General features: G+C 57.3%; 18 protein-coding genes. 12 read left to right on the top strand and 6 right to left on the bottom strand.

The features are described 5' to 3' along the window. Positions 1–921 precede the first annotated feature (921 nt). The 3 genes from ACO54Z_RS01190 to ACO54Z_RS01180 are packed head-to-tail and all read left to right on the top strand — an operon-like array spanning position 922 to position 3,555. Positions 922–1,869 (top strand): ABC transporter permease, encoded by a 948-nt coding sequence (locus ACO54Z_RS01190; RefSeq protein ID WP_485995367.1) that lies wholly within the window; start codon positions 922–924, stop codon positions 1,867–1,869. Beyond that, entirely contained in the window at positions 1,859–2,803 is a 945-nt protein-coding gene (locus ACO54Z_RS01185; RefSeq protein ID WP_485995366.1) for an iron chelate uptake ABC transporter family permease subunit, read from the top strand. The genes ACO54Z_RS01190 and ACO54Z_RS01185 overlap by 11 nt, the downstream gene beginning before the upstream one ends. After that, positions 2,800–3,555 carry an iron ABC transporter ATP-binding protein gene (locus ACO54Z_RS01180; protein ID WP_485995365.1) on the top strand — a complete coding sequence of 252 codons (756 nt, stop codon included), beginning with the start codon at positions 2,800–2,802 and terminating at the stop codon, positions 3,553–3,555. Before ACO54Z_RS01185 ends, ACO54Z_RS01180 begins: the two co-directional genes overlap by 4 nt. Before the next feature lie 411 nt (positions 3,556–3,966). Here the strand turns inward: ACO54Z_RS01180 and ACO54Z_RS01175 are convergent, their stop codons facing one another. The 4 genes from ACO54Z_RS01175 to ACO54Z_RS01160 form a co-directional block, all read right to left on the bottom strand. Then, positions 3,967–5,298 (bottom strand): AIPR family protein, encoded by a 1,332-nt coding sequence (locus tag ACO54Z_RS01175; RefSeq protein WP_485995364.1) that lies wholly within the window; start codon positions 5,296–5,298, stop codon positions 3,967–3,969. A gap of 54 nt (positions 5,299–5,352) precedes the next feature. Beyond that, the gene (locus ACO54Z_RS01170) at positions 5,353–6,777 is read right to left on the bottom strand and encodes a surface lipoprotein assembly modifier (RefSeq protein ID WP_485995363.1); all 1,425 of its coding nucleotides are present in this window, start codon (positions 6,775–6,777) and stop codon (positions 5,353–5,355) included. 102 nt (positions 6,778–6,879) lie between these two features. After that, positions 6,880–7,461 (bottom strand): GNAT family N-acetyltransferase, encoded by a 582-nt coding sequence (locus ACO54Z_RS01165; RefSeq protein WP_485995362.1) that lies wholly within the window; start codon positions 7,459–7,461, stop codon positions 6,880–6,882. Positions 7,462–7,463: 2 nt separating this feature from the next. Then, entirely contained in the window at positions 7,464–7,697 is a 234-nt protein-coding gene (locus ACO54Z_RS01160; protein WP_485995361.1) for a DUF896 domain-containing protein, read from the bottom strand. 258 nt (positions 7,698–7,955) lie between these two features. Here ACO54Z_RS01160 and ACO54Z_RS01155 point away from each other — a divergent pair, with 258 nt between their 5' ends. The 9 genes from ACO54Z_RS01155 (at position 7,956) to ACO54Z_RS01115 (ending at position 13,206) form a co-directional block, all read left to right on the top strand. Further along, positions 7,956–8,936, top strand: coding sequence for a hypothetical protein (locus ACO54Z_RS01155; RefSeq protein WP_485995360.1), 981 nt, complete (start codon positions 7,956–7,958; stop codon positions 8,934–8,936). Next, complete coding sequence (gene rsmD / locus ACO54Z_RS01150; RefSeq protein WP_485995359.1) at positions 8,933–9,523, top strand: 16S rRNA (guanine(966)-N(2))-methyltransferase RsmD; 591 nt, start codon at positions 8,933–8,935, stop codon at positions 9,521–9,523. Before ACO54Z_RS01155 ends, rsmD begins: the two co-directional genes overlap by 4 nt. Then, a complete protein-coding gene (gene coaD, locus ACO54Z_RS01145; RefSeq protein WP_485995358.1) occupies positions 9,520–10,017 on the top strand; it encodes a pantetheine-phosphate adenylyltransferase in 498 nt (165 codons plus the stop codon). The genes rsmD and coaD overlap by 4 nt, the downstream gene beginning before the upstream one ends. A gap of 55 nt (positions 10,018–10,072) precedes the next feature. Next, entirely contained in the window at positions 10,073–10,303 is a 231-nt protein-coding gene (locus tag ACO54Z_RS01140) for a hypothetical protein (protein ID WP_298078942.1), read from the top strand. Positions 10,304–10,451: 148 nt separating this feature from the next. Next, positions 10,452–10,700 carry a 30S ribosomal protein S16 gene (gene rpsP / locus ACO54Z_RS01135; protein WP_298078941.1) on the top strand — a complete coding sequence of 83 codons (249 nt, stop codon included), beginning with the start codon at positions 10,452–10,454 and terminating at the stop codon, positions 10,698–10,700. A 4-nt stretch (positions 10,701–10,704) separates the two neighbouring features. Further along, positions 10,705–11,253: a ribosome maturation factor RimM gene (rimM, locus tag ACO54Z_RS01130; RefSeq protein ID WP_485995357.1), complete on the top strand. Its 549-nt coding sequence runs from the start codon at positions 10,705–10,707 to the stop codon at positions 11,251–11,253. 3 nt (positions 11,254–11,256) lie between these two features. Beyond that, positions 11,257–12,012, top strand: coding sequence for a tRNA (guanosine(37)-N1)-methyltransferase TrmD (gene trmD / locus ACO54Z_RS01125; protein WP_298078937.1), 756 nt, complete (start codon positions 11,257–11,259; stop codon positions 12,010–12,012). Next, positions 12,009–12,371, top strand: a complete 363-nt coding sequence (gene rplS, locus ACO54Z_RS01120) for a 50S ribosomal protein L19 (RefSeq protein ID WP_004139248.1) — start codon at positions 12,009–12,011, stop codon at positions 12,369–12,371. Before trmD ends, rplS begins: the two co-directional genes overlap by 4 nt. Next, positions 12,364–13,206, top strand: a complete 843-nt coding sequence (locus ACO54Z_RS01115) for a 3'(2'),5'-bisphosphate nucleotidase CysQ family protein (protein WP_485995356.1) — start codon at positions 12,364–12,366, stop codon at positions 13,204–13,206. Before rplS ends, ACO54Z_RS01115 begins: the two co-directional genes overlap by 8 nt. 34 nt (positions 13,207–13,240) lie before the next feature. Here ACO54Z_RS01115 and ACO54Z_RS01110 read toward each other — a convergent pair whose 3' ends face one another. Together ACO54Z_RS01110 and ACO54Z_RS01105 are read right to left on the bottom strand one after the other, a co-directional pair. Next, positions 13,241–14,704: an Rne/Rng family ribonuclease gene (locus ACO54Z_RS01110; RefSeq protein ID WP_485995355.1), complete on the bottom strand. Its 1,464-nt coding sequence runs from the start codon at positions 14,702–14,704 to the stop codon at positions 13,241–13,243. A 2-nt stretch (positions 14,705–14,706) separates the two neighbouring features. Then, positions 14,707–15,294, bottom strand: coding sequence for a Maf family protein (locus ACO54Z_RS01105; RefSeq protein WP_485995354.1), 588 nt, complete (start codon positions 15,292–15,294; stop codon positions 14,707–14,709). Between the last annotated feature and the right edge of the window lie 254 nt (positions 15,295–15,548).

Here is a 15,548-nt window from a genome sequence, read left to right as displayed (position 1 = left end):
TGGTTCTGCTCCCTCCCCCGCAGCGAAGCGCAGCGGGGGAGGGACGGGGCTTCCCATGAAAAAGGCGTCCGCCTTTTTCATGGGTACCCGGGGTGGGGGTAGCGCCCGCGATGCAACCGCCGATGTTCTGTAGTCATAGCCGCAGGTCGGCCATTTATGGCCGACAACAAAAAACGTCGGGCATAAATGCCCGATCTACAAGATTACAAGGCGCCCGGCGGCGGACGGAATGACCATCCCCGTTTACATACACTTGAGCGCTCGATGTGTATGTAACCACCAAATACCCCCTCCCCCGCAGCGAAGCGCAGCGGGGGAGGGTTGGGGTGGGGGTAGCGTTACAGGCAGCACGCCCGCGCCTGTTCAGCAATCCGTTTACATACACTTGAGCACTCGATGTGTATGTAAATGACAGGCAGCAGCGGAAATTCCGGCAATGGTTACTGCGACTGCCGCCGAACGGCTCCCTCTCCCGTGGGAGACTGGAACAGCTCGCGCGAATTGCGACAAGCATTTGCTCGCGCAGCGACAAGCATTGCTTGCGAAGCAAGAGAGAAATTTGGGGTGGGAGCAGCAAACGTGAAAATAGACTTTTGATTCATCAACAATATCGTCCACCCCCACCCCGTCCCTCCCCCGCTGCGGGCTTCGCCCTGCGGGGAGGGGGCATATCGGTGCGGGTTTCGGCGTTTGTTCCCGTATGACGGACGGTAAATCCGTAGGGGCGGTTAGCACGCAGTGCGTAACCGCCCGTCTTGTTTGGCGGGCGGTCTCTCGCTGCGCGAGCAAATGCTTGTCGGGCTTCGCCCTAGCCGCCCCTACGCGCTCGATGTGTATGTAAACAGGGCGCTACGCCCAAACGACGCGCCCCGCTTTTTCTGCAATAATAACGTCTCGCATTTAGAGAGATCTTCATCCGCCATGCCCCGTCATTTCCGTTTTTTCCTCGCCATCCTCGCCCTGCTCGCCGTGATGGCGGTCAGCACCGCCCTCGGTGCCAAGGTGATGGACTGGTCGCATCCCGACTGGCACCTCATCTGGGTCAGCCGCGTGCCGCGTACTTTTGCCATTGTCCTCGTCGGCGCCAGTCTTTCTGTCGCAGGTCTGGTGATGCAGCTTGCGGTGCATAACCGCTTTGTTGAACCGAATACTGCCGGCACGGCGCAGGGCGCGATGCTCGGTATTGTGACGACAACCCTGCTGGTGCCGCACTGGCCGCTGCTTGCCAATATGGCGGTCGCCGCAGGCTGTGCGTTCGCGTCCATGCTCGGTTTTCTCGCCATTGCCCGCCGCATTCCGCCGCAAGACCCGCTGCTGTTGCCGCTGGTCGGGCTGATTTACGGCAGCATCATCGGCTCGGCGGCTTTTTTCTTTGCCTATCAGTATGATGCGCTGCAACTGCTCACCACCTGGGTGTCTGGCGATTTTTCCGGGGTGCTGCGTGGTCGCTATGAGCTGCTCTGGCTCGGCGGCGCGATTGCCTGCCTCGTCTATTGGTTCGCCGACCGCCTCACCATCATCGGCATGGGCGAGCAGATGAGCAAGTCGCTCGGCCTGCCTTATCGCCAACTGGTGCTGCTGGCGATGGCGGCGGTGTCGCTGATGACGGCGCTGGTGGTGATTACCGTCGGCAGCATCGCCTTTTTGGGGCTGGTGATGCCGAACATCGTCCGCCGTTTCAGCGGCGACAATCTGCGCCGCAGTCTGCCGTGGGTCGCCTGGCTCGGCGCGCTGCTGTTGCTCGTCGCCGATGTTATCGCCCGCTGGGTGCGCTATCCGTATGAGGTGCCGGTCAGTACCGTCTTCGGCATCATCGGTGCGGCGCTGTTCTTTTATCTGTTGCTCAAACCGGTGCGCCATGCCGATTAACCGCCTTGTCTTCCTCGCCGCCCTTGTCGCCGTCGGCATCGTCCTTTATCTCACCACCGCCGTTCAGGGTGACTGGGGCTTCGTCCTCCTCCTGCGCGGCAAGAAATTGCTGGCGATGCTGCTCGTCGGCAGCGCCATTGCCAGCGCCACCGTCGTTTTCCAGACGCTCACCACCAACCGCATCCTCACCCCGTCCATCATCGGTCTCGATGCGCTCTATCTGCTCTCAAAAATGATGGTGATTTATTTCCTCGGCAGCGCCGCGCAACTGGCGCAACCACCGCAGTGGCAGTTTTACATCGACACCGCCCTGATGACCGCCACCGCCGCCGTGCTTTTCGCCACCTTCCTGCCGCTGCTCGCGCGCGACATCTACCGCCTGCTGCTCATCGGCATCATCTTCGGCGTCCTCTGCAACAAACTCACCGACCTGATGGCGCGGATGATTGACCCGACCGACTACACCCGCTTCCAGGCCATCGCCTACGCCCGCTTCGACAGCGCCCGCGCCGACCTCATCCTCCCCGCCGCGCTCATCATCGGCGCCTGCCTCGCCTGGCTCTGGCACAAACGTCATGTGCTGGATATTTTGGCGCTGGGCCGCGAACAGGCGATTAACCTCGGCATCAACTACCCGCGCGAACAACTGACGCTGATGCTCACCGTCGCGCTGCTGGTCGCCGTCTCTACCGCGCTGGTCGGGCCGACACTGTTCTTCGGCCTGCTGGTGAGCGCGCTCGCCTACCGCCTCTTTCCCGTGCCGTATCACGCCATCCACCTGCCCGCCGCCGCACTCATCGCCTGCGCCACCCTCGTCATCGGCCAGACCCTGTTTGAGCGCGTCTTCCACTACACCGCCACCCTGAGCATCCTCATCGAAGGCATCGGCGGCAGCGTCTTCCTCTACCTGCTCCTTGCCCGCAAACAGCCATGATTACTATCTCAAACCTCGACTACCGCATCGGCAACAAGCCCATCCTGCACAACATCAACCTCGAACTCGCGCCCGGCGGCATCATCGCCCTCATCGGCCCCAACGGCGCGGGCAAAAGCACCCTGCTGGCGCACATCGCCCGCCTCACCCCGATACAGCGCGGGCAAATCCAGGTGGATACCCTCGACATCGCCACCAGCGACAGCCACCACATCGCGCGCAAACTGGCGATATTGCAACAACAAACCCGCTTCATGAGCCGCCTCACCATCGAAGAACTGCTCACCTTCGCCCGCTACCCCTACCACCGTGGCCGCCCGCGCAGCCACGACCGCGACATCATCGAAAACACGCTCGCCTACTTCGACCTCGGCAAACTGCGCCACACCTACATCGACGCGCTCTCCGGCGGACAACGGCAACGCGCGCTGGTCGCCATGACCTTCGCCCAGGACACCGACTACATTTTGCTGGACGAACCGCTGAACAACCTCGATATGCACTACGCGCGCAACCTGATGGCGAACCTGCGGCAAGCGGTGGACGACTACGGCAAAACCATCCTCGTCGTCCTGCACGACATCAACTACGCCGCGCACTACGCCGACCACGTCGTCGCCATGCAGCACGGCCGCATCCGCCACAGCGGCGCGACCAACGAAGTCCTCACCGCCGACAACATCGGCACGCTCTACGACATGGAAGTGGAAATGCTGCAACACGACGGCCGGCGGGTGTGTTTGTATTTTTAATACGATAGTTAGATGATTTCTATATAGATAAATTTTGACAAGCATATATATCTAATTCTTTGCATTTTGTAGCATTTTTAAAGAACGTAGATAAAACATTTTCTGGGTAATTATTTTTTATAAAACACTCAATAACTTTTACGATCTCATCAACCTCTTTTGACAATTGGTTTTTTTCTATAGAGAAGTTTTTATCTTCTAAAGAATTTTGGATGTTTAATTTTTTATATAAAAAATATGATATTATCCTGTTGCCATGGATTAATATTCCATATACTTTCCCTTGTTTTTTACCTAAGTTATCAACTTTTTTGGATAATATTTTTTCTACTTCTCTGATAAAAATAACGACATTGTAAACATGGTATCCAGTAACAGAGTCATTGAATATTTTTTTATATATCCCCCCTTCTAAATTCTCAAAAAATTTACCAATAGCATTTTTGCCTGTACTACTAATGAGATATCTCCGCTAGCAACAGTTAAGGCAATGGTCGCATCTTGCAAGTTAAAAGCTTTTGGGGAAGGTTTAAAACCATCGGATCTCATTATACTATATTCAATATCTTCTAAAATGAGTTCGTTTTTTATACGCTGTTGTATAGGATCTTGCGATGCAAAATCCATGTTTTCAATTCTATTTTGGCGATTGTTTGCTCTAGTTATGGCCTTTGCTAGTTCTATATTTTCTGAGATCTCAATAATTCTTACATATACTTGAGTTTTATCTAAATTGCTATTTTCTATATTTCTGTCTTGATATCTCCCAATACTACTTACTGTTTGAGCGCCATTTATTATAGAAAAATCTGTTAATTTAAAATTTCCTATATTTCTTGCACTGCCTCCAGCTTTTGTTTTTTCGATTTTATCAGCAACAATTGTAATTCCATTATTAAAATACCAGAATAAACTAGGTTTTTCTTGGAGCGTCCTTTCTAGTTCATTATTAACATCCGTTTTTCCTAGTATTTTTCTAATATTTCTCTCAAAAGCTTTATCTCCAAATTCTTTCCACCAGCCCGCTATCTCACTAGCTTCAACCGTTCCATAATAAGCTTTTAAAGTAACGCCATCAAAATCTGTAGTAATCATTCCCCAATTATTTAATCCTAACTCCATGTTAATTTTATTATAGTTCATTTGCCTGAGAGACATATGAATATCGCTCTGATTTAGTCTAATAAAATTAACTAATGGTGCAGATTCCTCGCTGCCGTCATCGTTTAGTTCAGAAATAAACTTCATTATTTCTTTAGTGTTACTTTCTTCTAAATCTTGTTTTTCATGTGTATCTATCAATACCACTTCAAATTTTATATTAAAATCATTTATAATTGATATTATTAAATCTTTTCGCTTTTGTATTTTTTCATTAAACTCATCAAGCTCAAGATTAAATAATTTTCTTATTCCTGCGTGAAATTTTAGCAGATCGCCTTTAGAAGGTTCTCCTTTGCCTTTTTTACTCCATTTAGACTGAACAATAAATAATTTCCTTAACTCTTCTGAATAGTATATAGCATCTATCCCATTGTCATTACTCCCATCTACTACTGATAACGCGGCATCCTCGCTAGAGCAATCAGCTAAAGAATAAATAGCATACGCGGCAAGGCATCTAGATAAGATTTTTTCATCTCTTCCTCCTTTATCTTCTTTACCAACATCAGATAGATCTATTTTTGTTTCAAATAATTCTCTTATCTTTGTAGCGATCTGGTTAATATGTAGAGTGCTCATGTTTGTTACTCAATATTAGAAGTTAAAAGGCTGATTCTGCTATTGTTTAAATTCTTAAAAGGACTTGCTGAATTCCAGATAGACATCCGTGCCGTGGTTGTCGTAGTAGAAGTGGTTACTCTTGGTTTTGTCCCAGGAGAAAGTCAGGCGCGGGGTGATGCCCCAGAAGTAGAAGTTGCGGTTCCAGAGGCTGAGCGTCGCGCCGTATTCGTGGTCTTTGCGCTCAATGCCGAAGAAATCTTTGCCGTCGTATGTGCGATAGGCGATGTTGCCGCTCAGGCGGGTGGACATCCCCCAGCCCCATTCTTGTCCCCAACCGGCGCTGAGGCCGTAGCGTTTGAAGGCGTCCGAGCTGTCCAGCGCCTGGCTGCGCATCGCGTTCGCACCCGCAAACCAGTATTGGCGCGCGTTCGGCGCAAAGAGGAGGTTGAGGCTGCCGTAGTACTGGTTGCCATTGAGCCATTTGCGGCTGTCGTGGTGTTTGTGCATTCCCTGTACCGCGCTGCTGATGCGCCAGCGCGGGGTAATCCAGTAGGAGACGTTGCCGTCCACACCGAGGTTGGTGGAATAGCCTTTGCTGGCGTAGATGCGGCGCTGGATGAACGGGGTGAGGCTGATGTCCCAGCGCGAGTTTTGCCAGCCAACGCCCGCACCGGCGCGCAGGCGGAAGTCGTCGTATTTGTGCGCGTCCCAGAACCAGTCGGTGACGACGCCCGCTTCTACCTGGCCGTAAAAGCCGTTTTTGATGGGGATGCGGCGTTCGGCGGAGACGTCGAGATGCACGCCGTGCGCGTTTTTCGGCGCGGGGAAGGTCCATTTGCCGTTGCCGACTTGTCGCTCGCGTTGGCGCGGCGCGTCGTTGATGTTGCGGTCGTGGCGGTAGTAGCCGCTGGCGTTGAATGTCCAGCTGCGGCGTTCGCGCAGGGTTTCCAGCGCCTGGTTGACGATGTTGCGGATGTCTTCGGGCAGGTTGTCCGAGCGCAGTTTTTCGAGCTGGCCGCGTGCCGCTTCGTCCTGGTGGTCGGCGAGCAAGGCCATTGCCAGATGCAGGCGCACCGGTTGCAGGCTGGGGTCTTCGGCGATCATTTCGCGCAGGCGGGCGATGGCGAGGCTGAGGTCGCCGTCGGCGCGCGCTTTCATCGCTTCGCCAAAGCGCAGCAGCATTTTGTCCTGTTTGTCGGCGGGCAGTTTTTTGTAGATGGGCAGCAGCATGGCGACGGCATCGGCGTCGCCGTTGATGATGGCGCTGTCCAGGGCGTTGGCGAGCAGCGCCGGGTCAGCGAGCAGTTCGGCTTCGGTGACGTGCATGACTTGCGCCTGTTGTTTTTGTGCCTGGTTTTTGTCTTCGACGGCGTGTTCGGCGCTGTCGGGCAGGCGGGCGTCCGGGGTGGCAGTTTCGCGCACCGGCGCGGGCGGGATGTTTTGTGCGAGGGCGATGCCGTTGAAAAGGGTGAGGGAAATCAGGGTAATCAGTCGCATTGTTCAGTTCTCTTTGCGGGCAAAATTGGGGCGCAAGTATACACTTCCCGCTTGTATTTCAAACGGATTGTGAAAAAACCGCCCTTTGGGGGCGGCTTCTGTTCAATGTTTGCGATGATTCAATGTTTTCTGCATATGTTCGTAGCGATGCCCGCTTAGTTGCCGCGTGCCGACGGTCTGGTAGCCGAGGCGGCTGTAGAGGCGGCGCGCGCCGGGGTTGGTTTCGTCCACGTTGAGGCCGATGCGGTTTTTGCCGTTTGCCAGCGCCATTTCGGGCAGGGCGTGCAACAGCGCCGCGCCGATACCACGCCCGCGTTGTTGCGGTGCGACGGCGAGGGTATCGAGATACCACTCGTCCGGGAAGGCTTCGAGGTCGGTAAAGAGGCGGTGCGCCGGGTCAAGGCGGTGCTGTTGCAGCACGACGCTGAAGGGCTGGTCAATCTGCGCTTCGTCTTCGCTGGGGTAGCCGAAGGCGGCGCCGGTGATACGACCATCGCTGATGTGGACGATGCCGCGCGCGTAGCCGTAGCGGTAGCCGGGATGGGCGATGGCGCTGGCGAGCAGGGTGCGCGTGGTTTCCAGACCGTGACGGGCGAGGAAGGGCAGTTCCATCGCTTCCAGTACGGGCAGGATGATGGGGGCGAGGGCGGCGGCGTCTTCGGCGCGGGCGGGGCGGATGGGCATAATCAGTGCGGGTTGTGCTGCGCTTTCTGTGCCTCGCGCAGTTTTTGCGGGGTGACGTCGTTGCCGTCGCTATCGACGATGCGGGTGGCGAGCAGGTGCCCGTCCACCTGTCCGCGAATGGCGGCGAGGTATTCGCGCCGCAGCCGGTCGCGTTCGGCGGTTTCTTCGGCGGTGAGGGGGCGGCTTTTAGCGATGTGCGCCAGTTCGTTGATGCGGTTCAGGACGGGAATGGTCATCGGATGCTCCTTTATTAATGGAATGTAGCGGATATGGCGCTGACGGTCGCGGTTTCAAGGGTGGTTGTTGGCAGGGTGCAGCGGTGTGTATGTTCAGAATCCCATGCGGGTTGCGTCAACCCCGTCCGGAGCGGGGCAGCAGAATCCCGTTGGCGTTAATCTATTGAAATTCAAGATAATACTTTGCCGTTTGCAGAAAACGTATTTTCTGTAGCCGCCATGATAAGCTGCGCCGCGTGTTTTCCCCGGAGGAGAGTTATGAAAAAAGGCTTTTTCCTGCCGCTGCTTCTGCTCGCCGCAGCAGCGCAGACGGCGGATGATGACGCCCGGCGTTGTGATTTGGCGGGGGCGTCGTTTCTCGACCCGCAGCGTCCGCCAGCGGTGGCATTCCGCTATTTTCATTCGGTCTATGCAGATGTTGCGGCGGTAAACGCTGACGCCGAAGCGTGTCAGCGCGCTTATGACCAAAGCAAGGACCCGCGCTATTTGTATCAGGCGGGGAATGTGTATGCGGGGTATTTTGATGAGGGTTCTGTCCGTTTTGCGATCGGCAAGATGAAGGCGAATGGCGCGACCGCGCCGGATGTTCAGGTGCCGGATGCGTTGTCGCTGATGGGTGCGCAACAGTTCATGCGCGGTTATTTCAAACAGGCGGCGAATGCCGGTTATGCCGCCGCACGTTACGGGCAGGCTTGGGCGGTGCGGAACGAAGCGGACAGCAATAGCGATAATCACGCGGTGTTTGAGGGGCTGATGCCGGGGGCGCCGTTGCTGGCGCATTTGGGGTTGGCGGATTGGCATTTGCAGCAAATTGAATCTGATTCTGCGCGGGAAGCCGAACATCGCGCGGCGGCGGAGCGGCATTTCCGTGAGGCAGTCGCGCTCAATGCGGATGCGGCGGCGCTCGCCAGATTCCGGGACAAGGCGGAAAGGCGTGCGGTTTTGGAGGCTTCTGTTGCGCAGCATCCCAATCCGTTCAATCAGTCACGTTTGGCGGGGCTTTATTACGCCATTGGCGAGACGGAAAAGGGCAACGCGCTGTTTGCCACGTTGCAGGCGCAGGCGGCGGATAATCCTGATGCGCAGACGGCGGTTGATTATTTGCTGGGCTTGCGTCGGCTCAATGGCTGGGGTATGGCGGTGGACAAGACGGTCGCGCTGACAGCGATGAAAAAGGCGATGCAGGGCGGTTATCCTGACGCGGTCGGGCTGGTTTTCGGCATGGAGCGTGCACAATGAAGCCGTCTCTCCCCACCGCCGCACACAAAATCCGCATCATCGGCGGCAAGCATCGCGGGCGGCGCATCATGATTCCCGACCGCGACGGGCTGCGCCCCAGTCCCGACCGGGTGCGCGAGACGCTGTTCAACTGGTTGCAATTGGAAATTGCGGGCGCGCACGTGCTGGATGCTTTCGCCGGCAGCGGCGCGCTGGGGCTGGAAGCGTTGTCGCGCGGTGCGGCAAGTGTGTTGTTTGCCGACAATGACGCCGATGGCGTCGCACGCCTGCGCGCCCTGCTCGCCGAATGGCACGAGGCGCACGCGCGGGTGCAGTCGGGTGATGTGTTTCTGTTGTCGCCGTCCGCTGCGCGTTATGACCTGATTTTTCTCGATCCGCCGTTTGCCGCCGGGTTGCACGCGCAGGCGGTTGCGCATTTTGTTAATGACCGGTGGTTGAAGGAACAGGGCAAGGTGTATCTGGAAATGCCGTTCCCGCATGAGGATTTGCCGCTGCCGCCCGGCTGGGTTTGGCACCGGCAGGGCAGGGCAGGGCGCGTTTTCTTCGGCCTGCTGCGTCGCGATTATGCCGACGAGGCCGCCGCATGACGCGCATTGCCATTTATCCGGGGACGTTCGACCCGGTCACGCGCGGTCATGAGGACATCATCCGCCGCGCCGGGGCGCTGTGCGACCGCCTCTATGTCGCCGTCGCGCGCGGCCATCACAAGCAGACGCTGTTTGATATTGACGAGCGGCTGGCAATGGTGCGCATGGTCTGCGCCGATATTGTCAATGGCTGCGAGATTGTGCCGGTCGCCTTCGACGGCCTGTTGGTGGAGGCCTGCCGCCACTACGGTGCGACGATTATCGTGCGCGGCATCCGCAGCGTCGCCGATTATGAGTATGAACACCAGCTTTCCGGCATGAATCATCACCTGTTGCCACAGGCAGAAACGGTTTTCCTCATCACCGCCGATCGCTATTCCTTTGTATCCTCAAGCCTTATCCGCGAAACAGCGCGGCTCGGCGGCGATGTTGGCGCGTTGGTGCATCCCGGCGTTAAGAAAAATTTAACTACGAAGGTTTGTACGCAAAGTTAAAGTTTGTGTATATTAGCGCCTGTCATTTTTGACGCTAACAACTTTAGGAGTTCATATGAAATCTTTGAAATTTGCTTCCGTAGCTGCTGTTATGCTGATTGCTGCTGGTTGCGCTAGCCAACCGAAAGTTGACGAAAACGCTGAAATCGCCGCCCTGCGCGCCGACATCGCTGAAGTCAAATCCATCGCGATGCAAGCTAACGAAAATGCCATGCTGGCTCGTCAGCAAGCCCAGGAAAACAGCGAAAAAATCAACCGCTCTTTCCGTGGTAAACAATACAAGTAAGCAATTGCCGAACGTATTCCGAAAAAAGCACCGCAAGGTGCTTTTTTCTTGCCCGCCGTTTGCCAGCCGTACATTTCCGCTTCCCTTTTAACGTCAAATCCGTACAATACGCCGTCTTTTCACATCCCCAATTTTGAGAGGAAAAACCATGTTAGCCATTCGACTCGCCCGTGGCGGTTCAAAAAAACGTCCCTTCTATCACATCGTTGCCACCAACAGCCGCAACGCGCGTGACGGACGTTTCATTGAGCGCCTCGGCTTCTTTAACCCCATCGCCAAAGGACAGGAAGAAACGCTGCGCATCGCGCTTGACCGTTACAACTACTGGGTTGGCGTCGGCGGACAGGCCAGCGATCGCGTCAAAAGTCTGGTCAAACAATACCAGCAACAGGCCTGAATACATGGCCGACGGCAGCGCTGACATCATCGTCGGCCGGATCGTGGGCGTACACGGCATTCGCGGGCAGGTGAAAGTCCATTCGGACTGTCGCCCCCGTGAATCGCTTTTTCAGTACTGCCAATTCACCGCGCGCCAGCACGGACGTCCGGACATCGCGCTGCAACTGCTGCGCGGACAACATTCCGGCAAAGGCATGGTTGCCGCTTTCGCCGGTATCAACGACCGCGATCAGGCGCTGGCACTTGGCGGTTACACCCTCTGCATCAGCCGTGACCAACTGCCCGCAGCACGGGACGGCGAATACTACTGGACGGATCTCATCGGCCTGCGCGTCGAAAACCGGCAGGGCATAACCCTCGGGCACGTTGCCGAACTCTTTGAAACCGGTGCGAACGACATCCTTGTCATTCGGGCAGATAGTGGGCGCGAAGAAATCCTCATCCCCTTTGTCCAGCCGCGTTACGTTGAAGCGATTGACCTCGAAAACGGCGTGATGCGCGTGGACTGGGAAAGCGAATGGTCGCAGGTCAGCGCAGACGACCGCGAATAACCCGTGCGCATTGACATCATCAGCATCTTCCCCGATCTCGTGCGCCACTGGTTTGAACAGGGCGTGGTCGGGCGTGCGCTCGGCAAAGCCGACGCACCTGCCCGTTTGCACTACTGGAACCCACGCGACTACAGCGAAGACCGACACCAGCGCGTTGATGACCGCCCCTTTGGCGGCGGGCCCGGCATGGTAATGCAATACGAACCGCTGGTGCGCACCGCTGCCGCGGTCAATGCCGACGGCGACAAACCGCTGCACATCTACCTCAGTCCGCAAGGCGCGACCTTCAACCATGAACTCGCCGCCGAACTCGCGCGCAAACCGCGCATCGCCCTGTGGTGCGGCCGCTACGAAGGCATCGACCAGCGCTTCATTGACGAACACATTGACGCCGAAATCTCCATTGGCGACTTCGTCCTCTCCGGCGGCGAAATCGCCGCTGCCATCATCATCGACGCCGTGCTGCGGCTTATCCCCGGCATACTGGGCGATGTTGCCTCCGCAACGGAAGACTCGTTTCACCACCAACTGCTGGACCACCCGCACTATACACGCCCGGAAAATACTGCTAAAATTCGCGCCCCTGAAATTCTGCTCAGCGGCAATCACGCGCTTATCGAACGGTGGCGCATGAAACAGGCGTTGGGCAGAACTTTTTTGCATCGTCCCGACATTCTCAACCAACTTGAGCTCAGTGACGCGCAGCAAAAACTACTCAACGAATTTCTAACCGAACAGCATCTTGGAGAGCCGTCATGAGCAACATCATTGACACCCTGGAACAGGAACAATTCAAACAAAACCTGCCGAACTTCAACCCCGGCGACACCCTCGTCGTCCAGGTCAAAGTCCGCGAAGGCAACCGCGAACGCTTGCAGGCCTTTGAAGGCGTCTGCATCGCCAAGCGCAACCGCGGCATCGGCTCATCCTTCACCGTGCGCAAAATCTCCCACGGCGAAGGCGTAGAGCGCGTTTTCCAGACGCACAGCCCGCTGGTGGACTCCATCACCGTCAAGCGCCGTGGCGACGTGCGTCGCGCCAAACTCTACTACCTGCGCGGCCTCGAAGGCAAAGCAGCACGTATCACCGAAAAACTCGACACCAAAAAAAGTGCCTGACCGGCACCTGTTGAGCGCGGACGCGCAACAACTCATCAGCGCAATCGCTGCCCTCGGACAAAAAACCGGGGCAGCGATTTTGTCGTTTTACGGGCAGCCAGAGCGCTACCACATCCAGCAAAAAAGCAATCACACCCCGCTCACCGCCGCCGACCTCGCCGCGCATGAACTCCTCGTGCGCGAACTGCCGCGCATCGTTGATCTGCCCTGTCTGAGCGAAGAATCCGACGCCGCCGTGCACCACAACCCGCCGGACGATTACTGGCTGATTGACCCCATTGACGGCACACGCGAATTTATCGAAAACACCGGCCAGTTCTGCATCGCCATTGCCCGCATTCGGCAAGGGCGGCCAACGCTCGGCTTCATCTACGCCCCGGTCAGCGGCGACTACTGGTACGCCCTGCACGGACAGGGCGCCTACCAAACCGACGCGCGCGGCAACACCCACCGCCTGCAATGCCACCCCGCAGCGACGCCGCCGACCATCATCACCGCCCGCCCCGGACTGGGGCAACGGATGCGCGCGTACCTTAGCGACAATTTCGGCGACTACCGCCACATCTGCCGCGGCAGCGCCCTCAAATTCTGCGCTATTGCCGAAGGCGATGCCGACCTCTATCCCAAACTCACCCCGACTACCAGCCAATGGGACATTGCCGCCGGCGACATCCTCCTGCATGAATCGGGCGGCGGTCTGCGCCTGCTCGGCAACCATCTCGCGCAATACGGCGGCAGCGACACGCTCAACCCGCCCTTTCTCGCTTACGGCGCCGGTTTTGACGAAGCGGCGTTACAGCGCTATTTCACGGCGATGCAGGCGGTGCTCGCCTGATTCACCCAATGCCACGGATACGGCGATGGCGCGCCTACCCCAGCGCGATGTCGTACTGGCCGTGGCGGTAGGCGGAGTCCACCTGTAGCCGTATCGGGATTTTCAGCAGCGCCTGCAGGTCGGAGAAGGTCAGCGATTCTTCTTCGCGGATGAAGTCAATCAGCTCCAGCCCGGCGACGATAGTCATCGTCTTCGGCGAGAAGTCGCGCGCCTCGCGCATCAGGTCGCGGAAGAGTTCGTAGGTGATGGTTTCCACGGTTTTGACGTACCCCCGCCCCTGGCAGCACGGACAGGGTTCGCACATCAGCTGGCGCAGGCTTTCGCGCGTGCGTTTGCGCGTCATCTCGATGATGCCGAGCGGCGAGATGGGGCTGATGGTGTATTTGCTGCGGTCGCCGGCAAGGGCGGCGAGGAGCGCGTCCATCACGCCCTGCTGGTGCGCGGGGTCGTTCATGTCGATGAAGTCGAGCATGATGATGCCGCCGAGGTTGCGCAGGCGCAGCTGGCGGGCGATGGCGCGCGCCGCTTCGAGGTTGGTTTTGTAGATGGTGTCGTCTTGCGAGAGTTTGCCGACGAACGCGCCGGTATTGACGTCTATCGTCGTCATCGCCTCGGTCTGGTCGATGATGAGGTAGCCGCCGGATTTGAGCGCGACGTGCCGCTTCAGCGCCAGGCTGATTTCTTCTTCGATGCCGTAGCGCTCAAACAGGCTGCGGTCGCCGTTGTAAAACTCCAGCCGCGTCGCTTCCATGCCGACGAGGAAGTTGGCGGCAAACGCCTGCATTTCGCGGTGCGCGCCGGGGTGATCGACGACGACGCGGCGCACGCCGGGGGTGACGAAATCGCGCAGCACTTTCTGGTAGAGCGGCAGTTCACCATAGACCAGCGAACCCGGCCGAGCCCCGCGCTGTTGCTGCTGGATGGATTCCCAGACGCGCTGCAAATACTGCATATCGGCGCGCATCGCCCAGACGTCCGCCGATTCAATCGCGGTGCGCACGATGAAGCCGCCCTGCCGCCCCTGATGGAAACCGGCGACGGTATCGCGCAGCGTCTGCCGTTGCTCTTCCGAGGCAATTTTGATGGACACGCCGATTTCATCCGCCGTCGGCAAAAACACGAGAAAACGCGAGGGGATAGAAATCTCCATCGTCAGCCGCGCGCCCTTGCTGCCGATGGGATCTTTCAGCACCTGTACCAGAAGCGACTGCCCCTCGCGCAGCACATCGCTGATGCGCTCCGGCGGCTTGTCGCCACGCCGCACCACATTCTTCACGTGCAAAAACCCGGCGCGCTCCAGACCAATATCAATAAACGCCGCATCCATGCCGGGCAGCACCCGCTGCACCTTGCCCTTATAAATATTGCCGACGATGCCGCGCTTGCGCTCGCGCTCGACGAAAAAATCCTGCAACACACCGTCTTCCAGGAGCGCGACCCGTGTCTCATACGGCGTGTGATTGACCAGAACCTCCGTGCCCAGACCCGAACCGTCCATATTCAACTCCCCAGCGCGCGCAAAAATTCGCCGCTACAGCCCAACTCACAAAACCCCTGCCACAGCGCCTGCAACGGCAGCCCCATGACATTATAAAAATCGCCGGTAATGGACGACACCAGCACGCCGCCGCGCCCCTGAATGCCGTAAGCGCCCGCCTTGCCCATCGCCTCGCCGCTGGCGAGATAGGCGCGCAGGAGCGCGTCGGGATGCTCCGGCATGGTGACGCTACTGCTTTCCACATAAGTGAACAGCGCCTGCCGCCAGCGCAGCGCCAATCCGGTGAACACCTGATGCTGCCGCCCGGACAGCGCGCGCAACATCGAGAGTGCCTCGGCATTGTCCTGCGGTTTGCCGAGAATCGCGCCGTCGCAGGCGACGGTGGTGTCGGCGGCAATCAAGAGCGCATCGGGAAAATCCGGCTGCACCGCTGCCGCCTTGGCGCAGGCCAGCCGCAGCACCAACTCCGGCGCGGCCTCGCCCGCAAGCGGCGACTCATCCACATCCGGTTCGGCGGTGGTGAAATCAAAGCCGAGCATTTGCAGCAGCAGCGCGCGGCGGGGAGAGGCAGAGGCAAGGACGATTTGCATGGACGGATTCCAAAAAAAGGGATACAGGCATTATAAACCGCAGCCGCACGGGCGGCAGGGGAGGGCATTTATAGCCGTACAACCGCGTACGGTCTTCGGCGACACGTCTTGTACAGAATTTTGTGCGTATCGCTATAAAAGCTGCTGCGCCAAATAACCCATTAAAAACAAAGAGGATTAAAAAGTCTTCAGCAAACAGCGCATTGCCAGGCGCGGGCAAAGCGATTACATTGCCCCCGCATTTCGCAATGTAT

The sequence above is a fragment of the Cardiobacterium sp. genome (genome assembly GCF_057314735.1).
The sequence above is the reverse complement of the archived record's forward strand: the minus strand, read 5'-3'. Positions and strand labels throughout refer to the sequence as shown.

Excerpts from the sequence above, each read along its gene's own strand:
- ACO54Z_RS01190 (WP_485995367.1), top strand. The coding sequence starts at position 922 with ATGCCCCGTCATTTCCGTTTTTTCCTCGCCATCCTCGCCCTGCTCGCC.
- ACO54Z_RS01185 (WP_485995366.1), top strand. The coding sequence starts at position 1,859 with ATGCCGATTAACCGCCTTGTCTTCCTCGCCGCCCTTGTCGCCGTCGGC.
- ACO54Z_RS01180 (WP_485995365.1), top strand. The coding sequence starts at position 2,800 with ATGATTACTATCTCAAACCTCGACTACCGCATCGGCAACAAGCCCATC.
- ACO54Z_RS01175 (WP_485995364.1), bottom strand. The coding sequence starts at position 5,298 with ATGAGCACTCTACATATTAACCAGATCGCTACAAAGATAAGAGAATTA.
- ACO54Z_RS01170 (WP_485995363.1), bottom strand. The coding sequence starts at position 6,777 with ATGCGACTGATTACCCTGATTTCCCTCACCCTTTTCAACGGCATCGCC.
- ACO54Z_RS01165 (WP_485995362.1), bottom strand. The coding sequence starts at position 7,461 with ATGCCCATCCGCCCCGCCCGCGCCGAAGACGCCGCCGCCCTCGCCCCC.
- ACO54Z_RS01160 (WP_485995361.1), bottom strand. The coding sequence starts at position 7,697 with ATGACCATTCCCGTCCTGAACCGCATCAACGAACTGGCGCACATCGCT.
- ACO54Z_RS01155 (WP_485995360.1), top strand. The coding sequence starts at position 7,956 with ATGAAAAAAGGCTTTTTCCTGCCGCTGCTTCTGCTCGCCGCAGCAGCG.
- rsmD (WP_485995359.1), top strand. The coding sequence starts at position 8,933 with ATGAAGCCGTCTCTCCCCACCGCCGCACACAAAATCCGCATCATCGGC.
- coaD (WP_485995358.1), top strand. The coding sequence starts at position 9,520 with ATGACGCGCATTGCCATTTATCCGGGGACGTTCGACCCGGTCACGCGC.
- ACO54Z_RS01140 (WP_298078942.1), top strand. The coding sequence starts at position 10,073 with ATGAAATCTTTGAAATTTGCTTCCGTAGCTGCTGTTATGCTGATTGCT.
- rpsP (WP_298078941.1), top strand. The coding sequence starts at position 10,452 with ATGTTAGCCATTCGACTCGCCCGTGGCGGTTCAAAAAAACGTCCCTTC.
- rimM (WP_485995357.1), top strand. The coding sequence starts at position 10,705 with ATGGCCGACGGCAGCGCTGACATCATCGTCGGCCGGATCGTGGGCGTA.
- rplS (WP_004139248.1), top strand. The coding sequence starts at position 12,009 with ATGAGCAACATCATTGACACCCTGGAACAGGAACAATTCAAACAAAAC.
- ACO54Z_RS01110 (WP_485995355.1), bottom strand. The coding sequence starts at position 14,704 with ATGGACGGTTCGGGTCTGGGCACGGAGGTTCTGGTCAATCACACGCCG.
- ACO54Z_RS01105 (WP_485995354.1), bottom strand. The coding sequence starts at position 15,294 with ATGCAAATCGTCCTTGCCTCTGCCTCTCCCCGCCGCGCGCTGCTGCTG.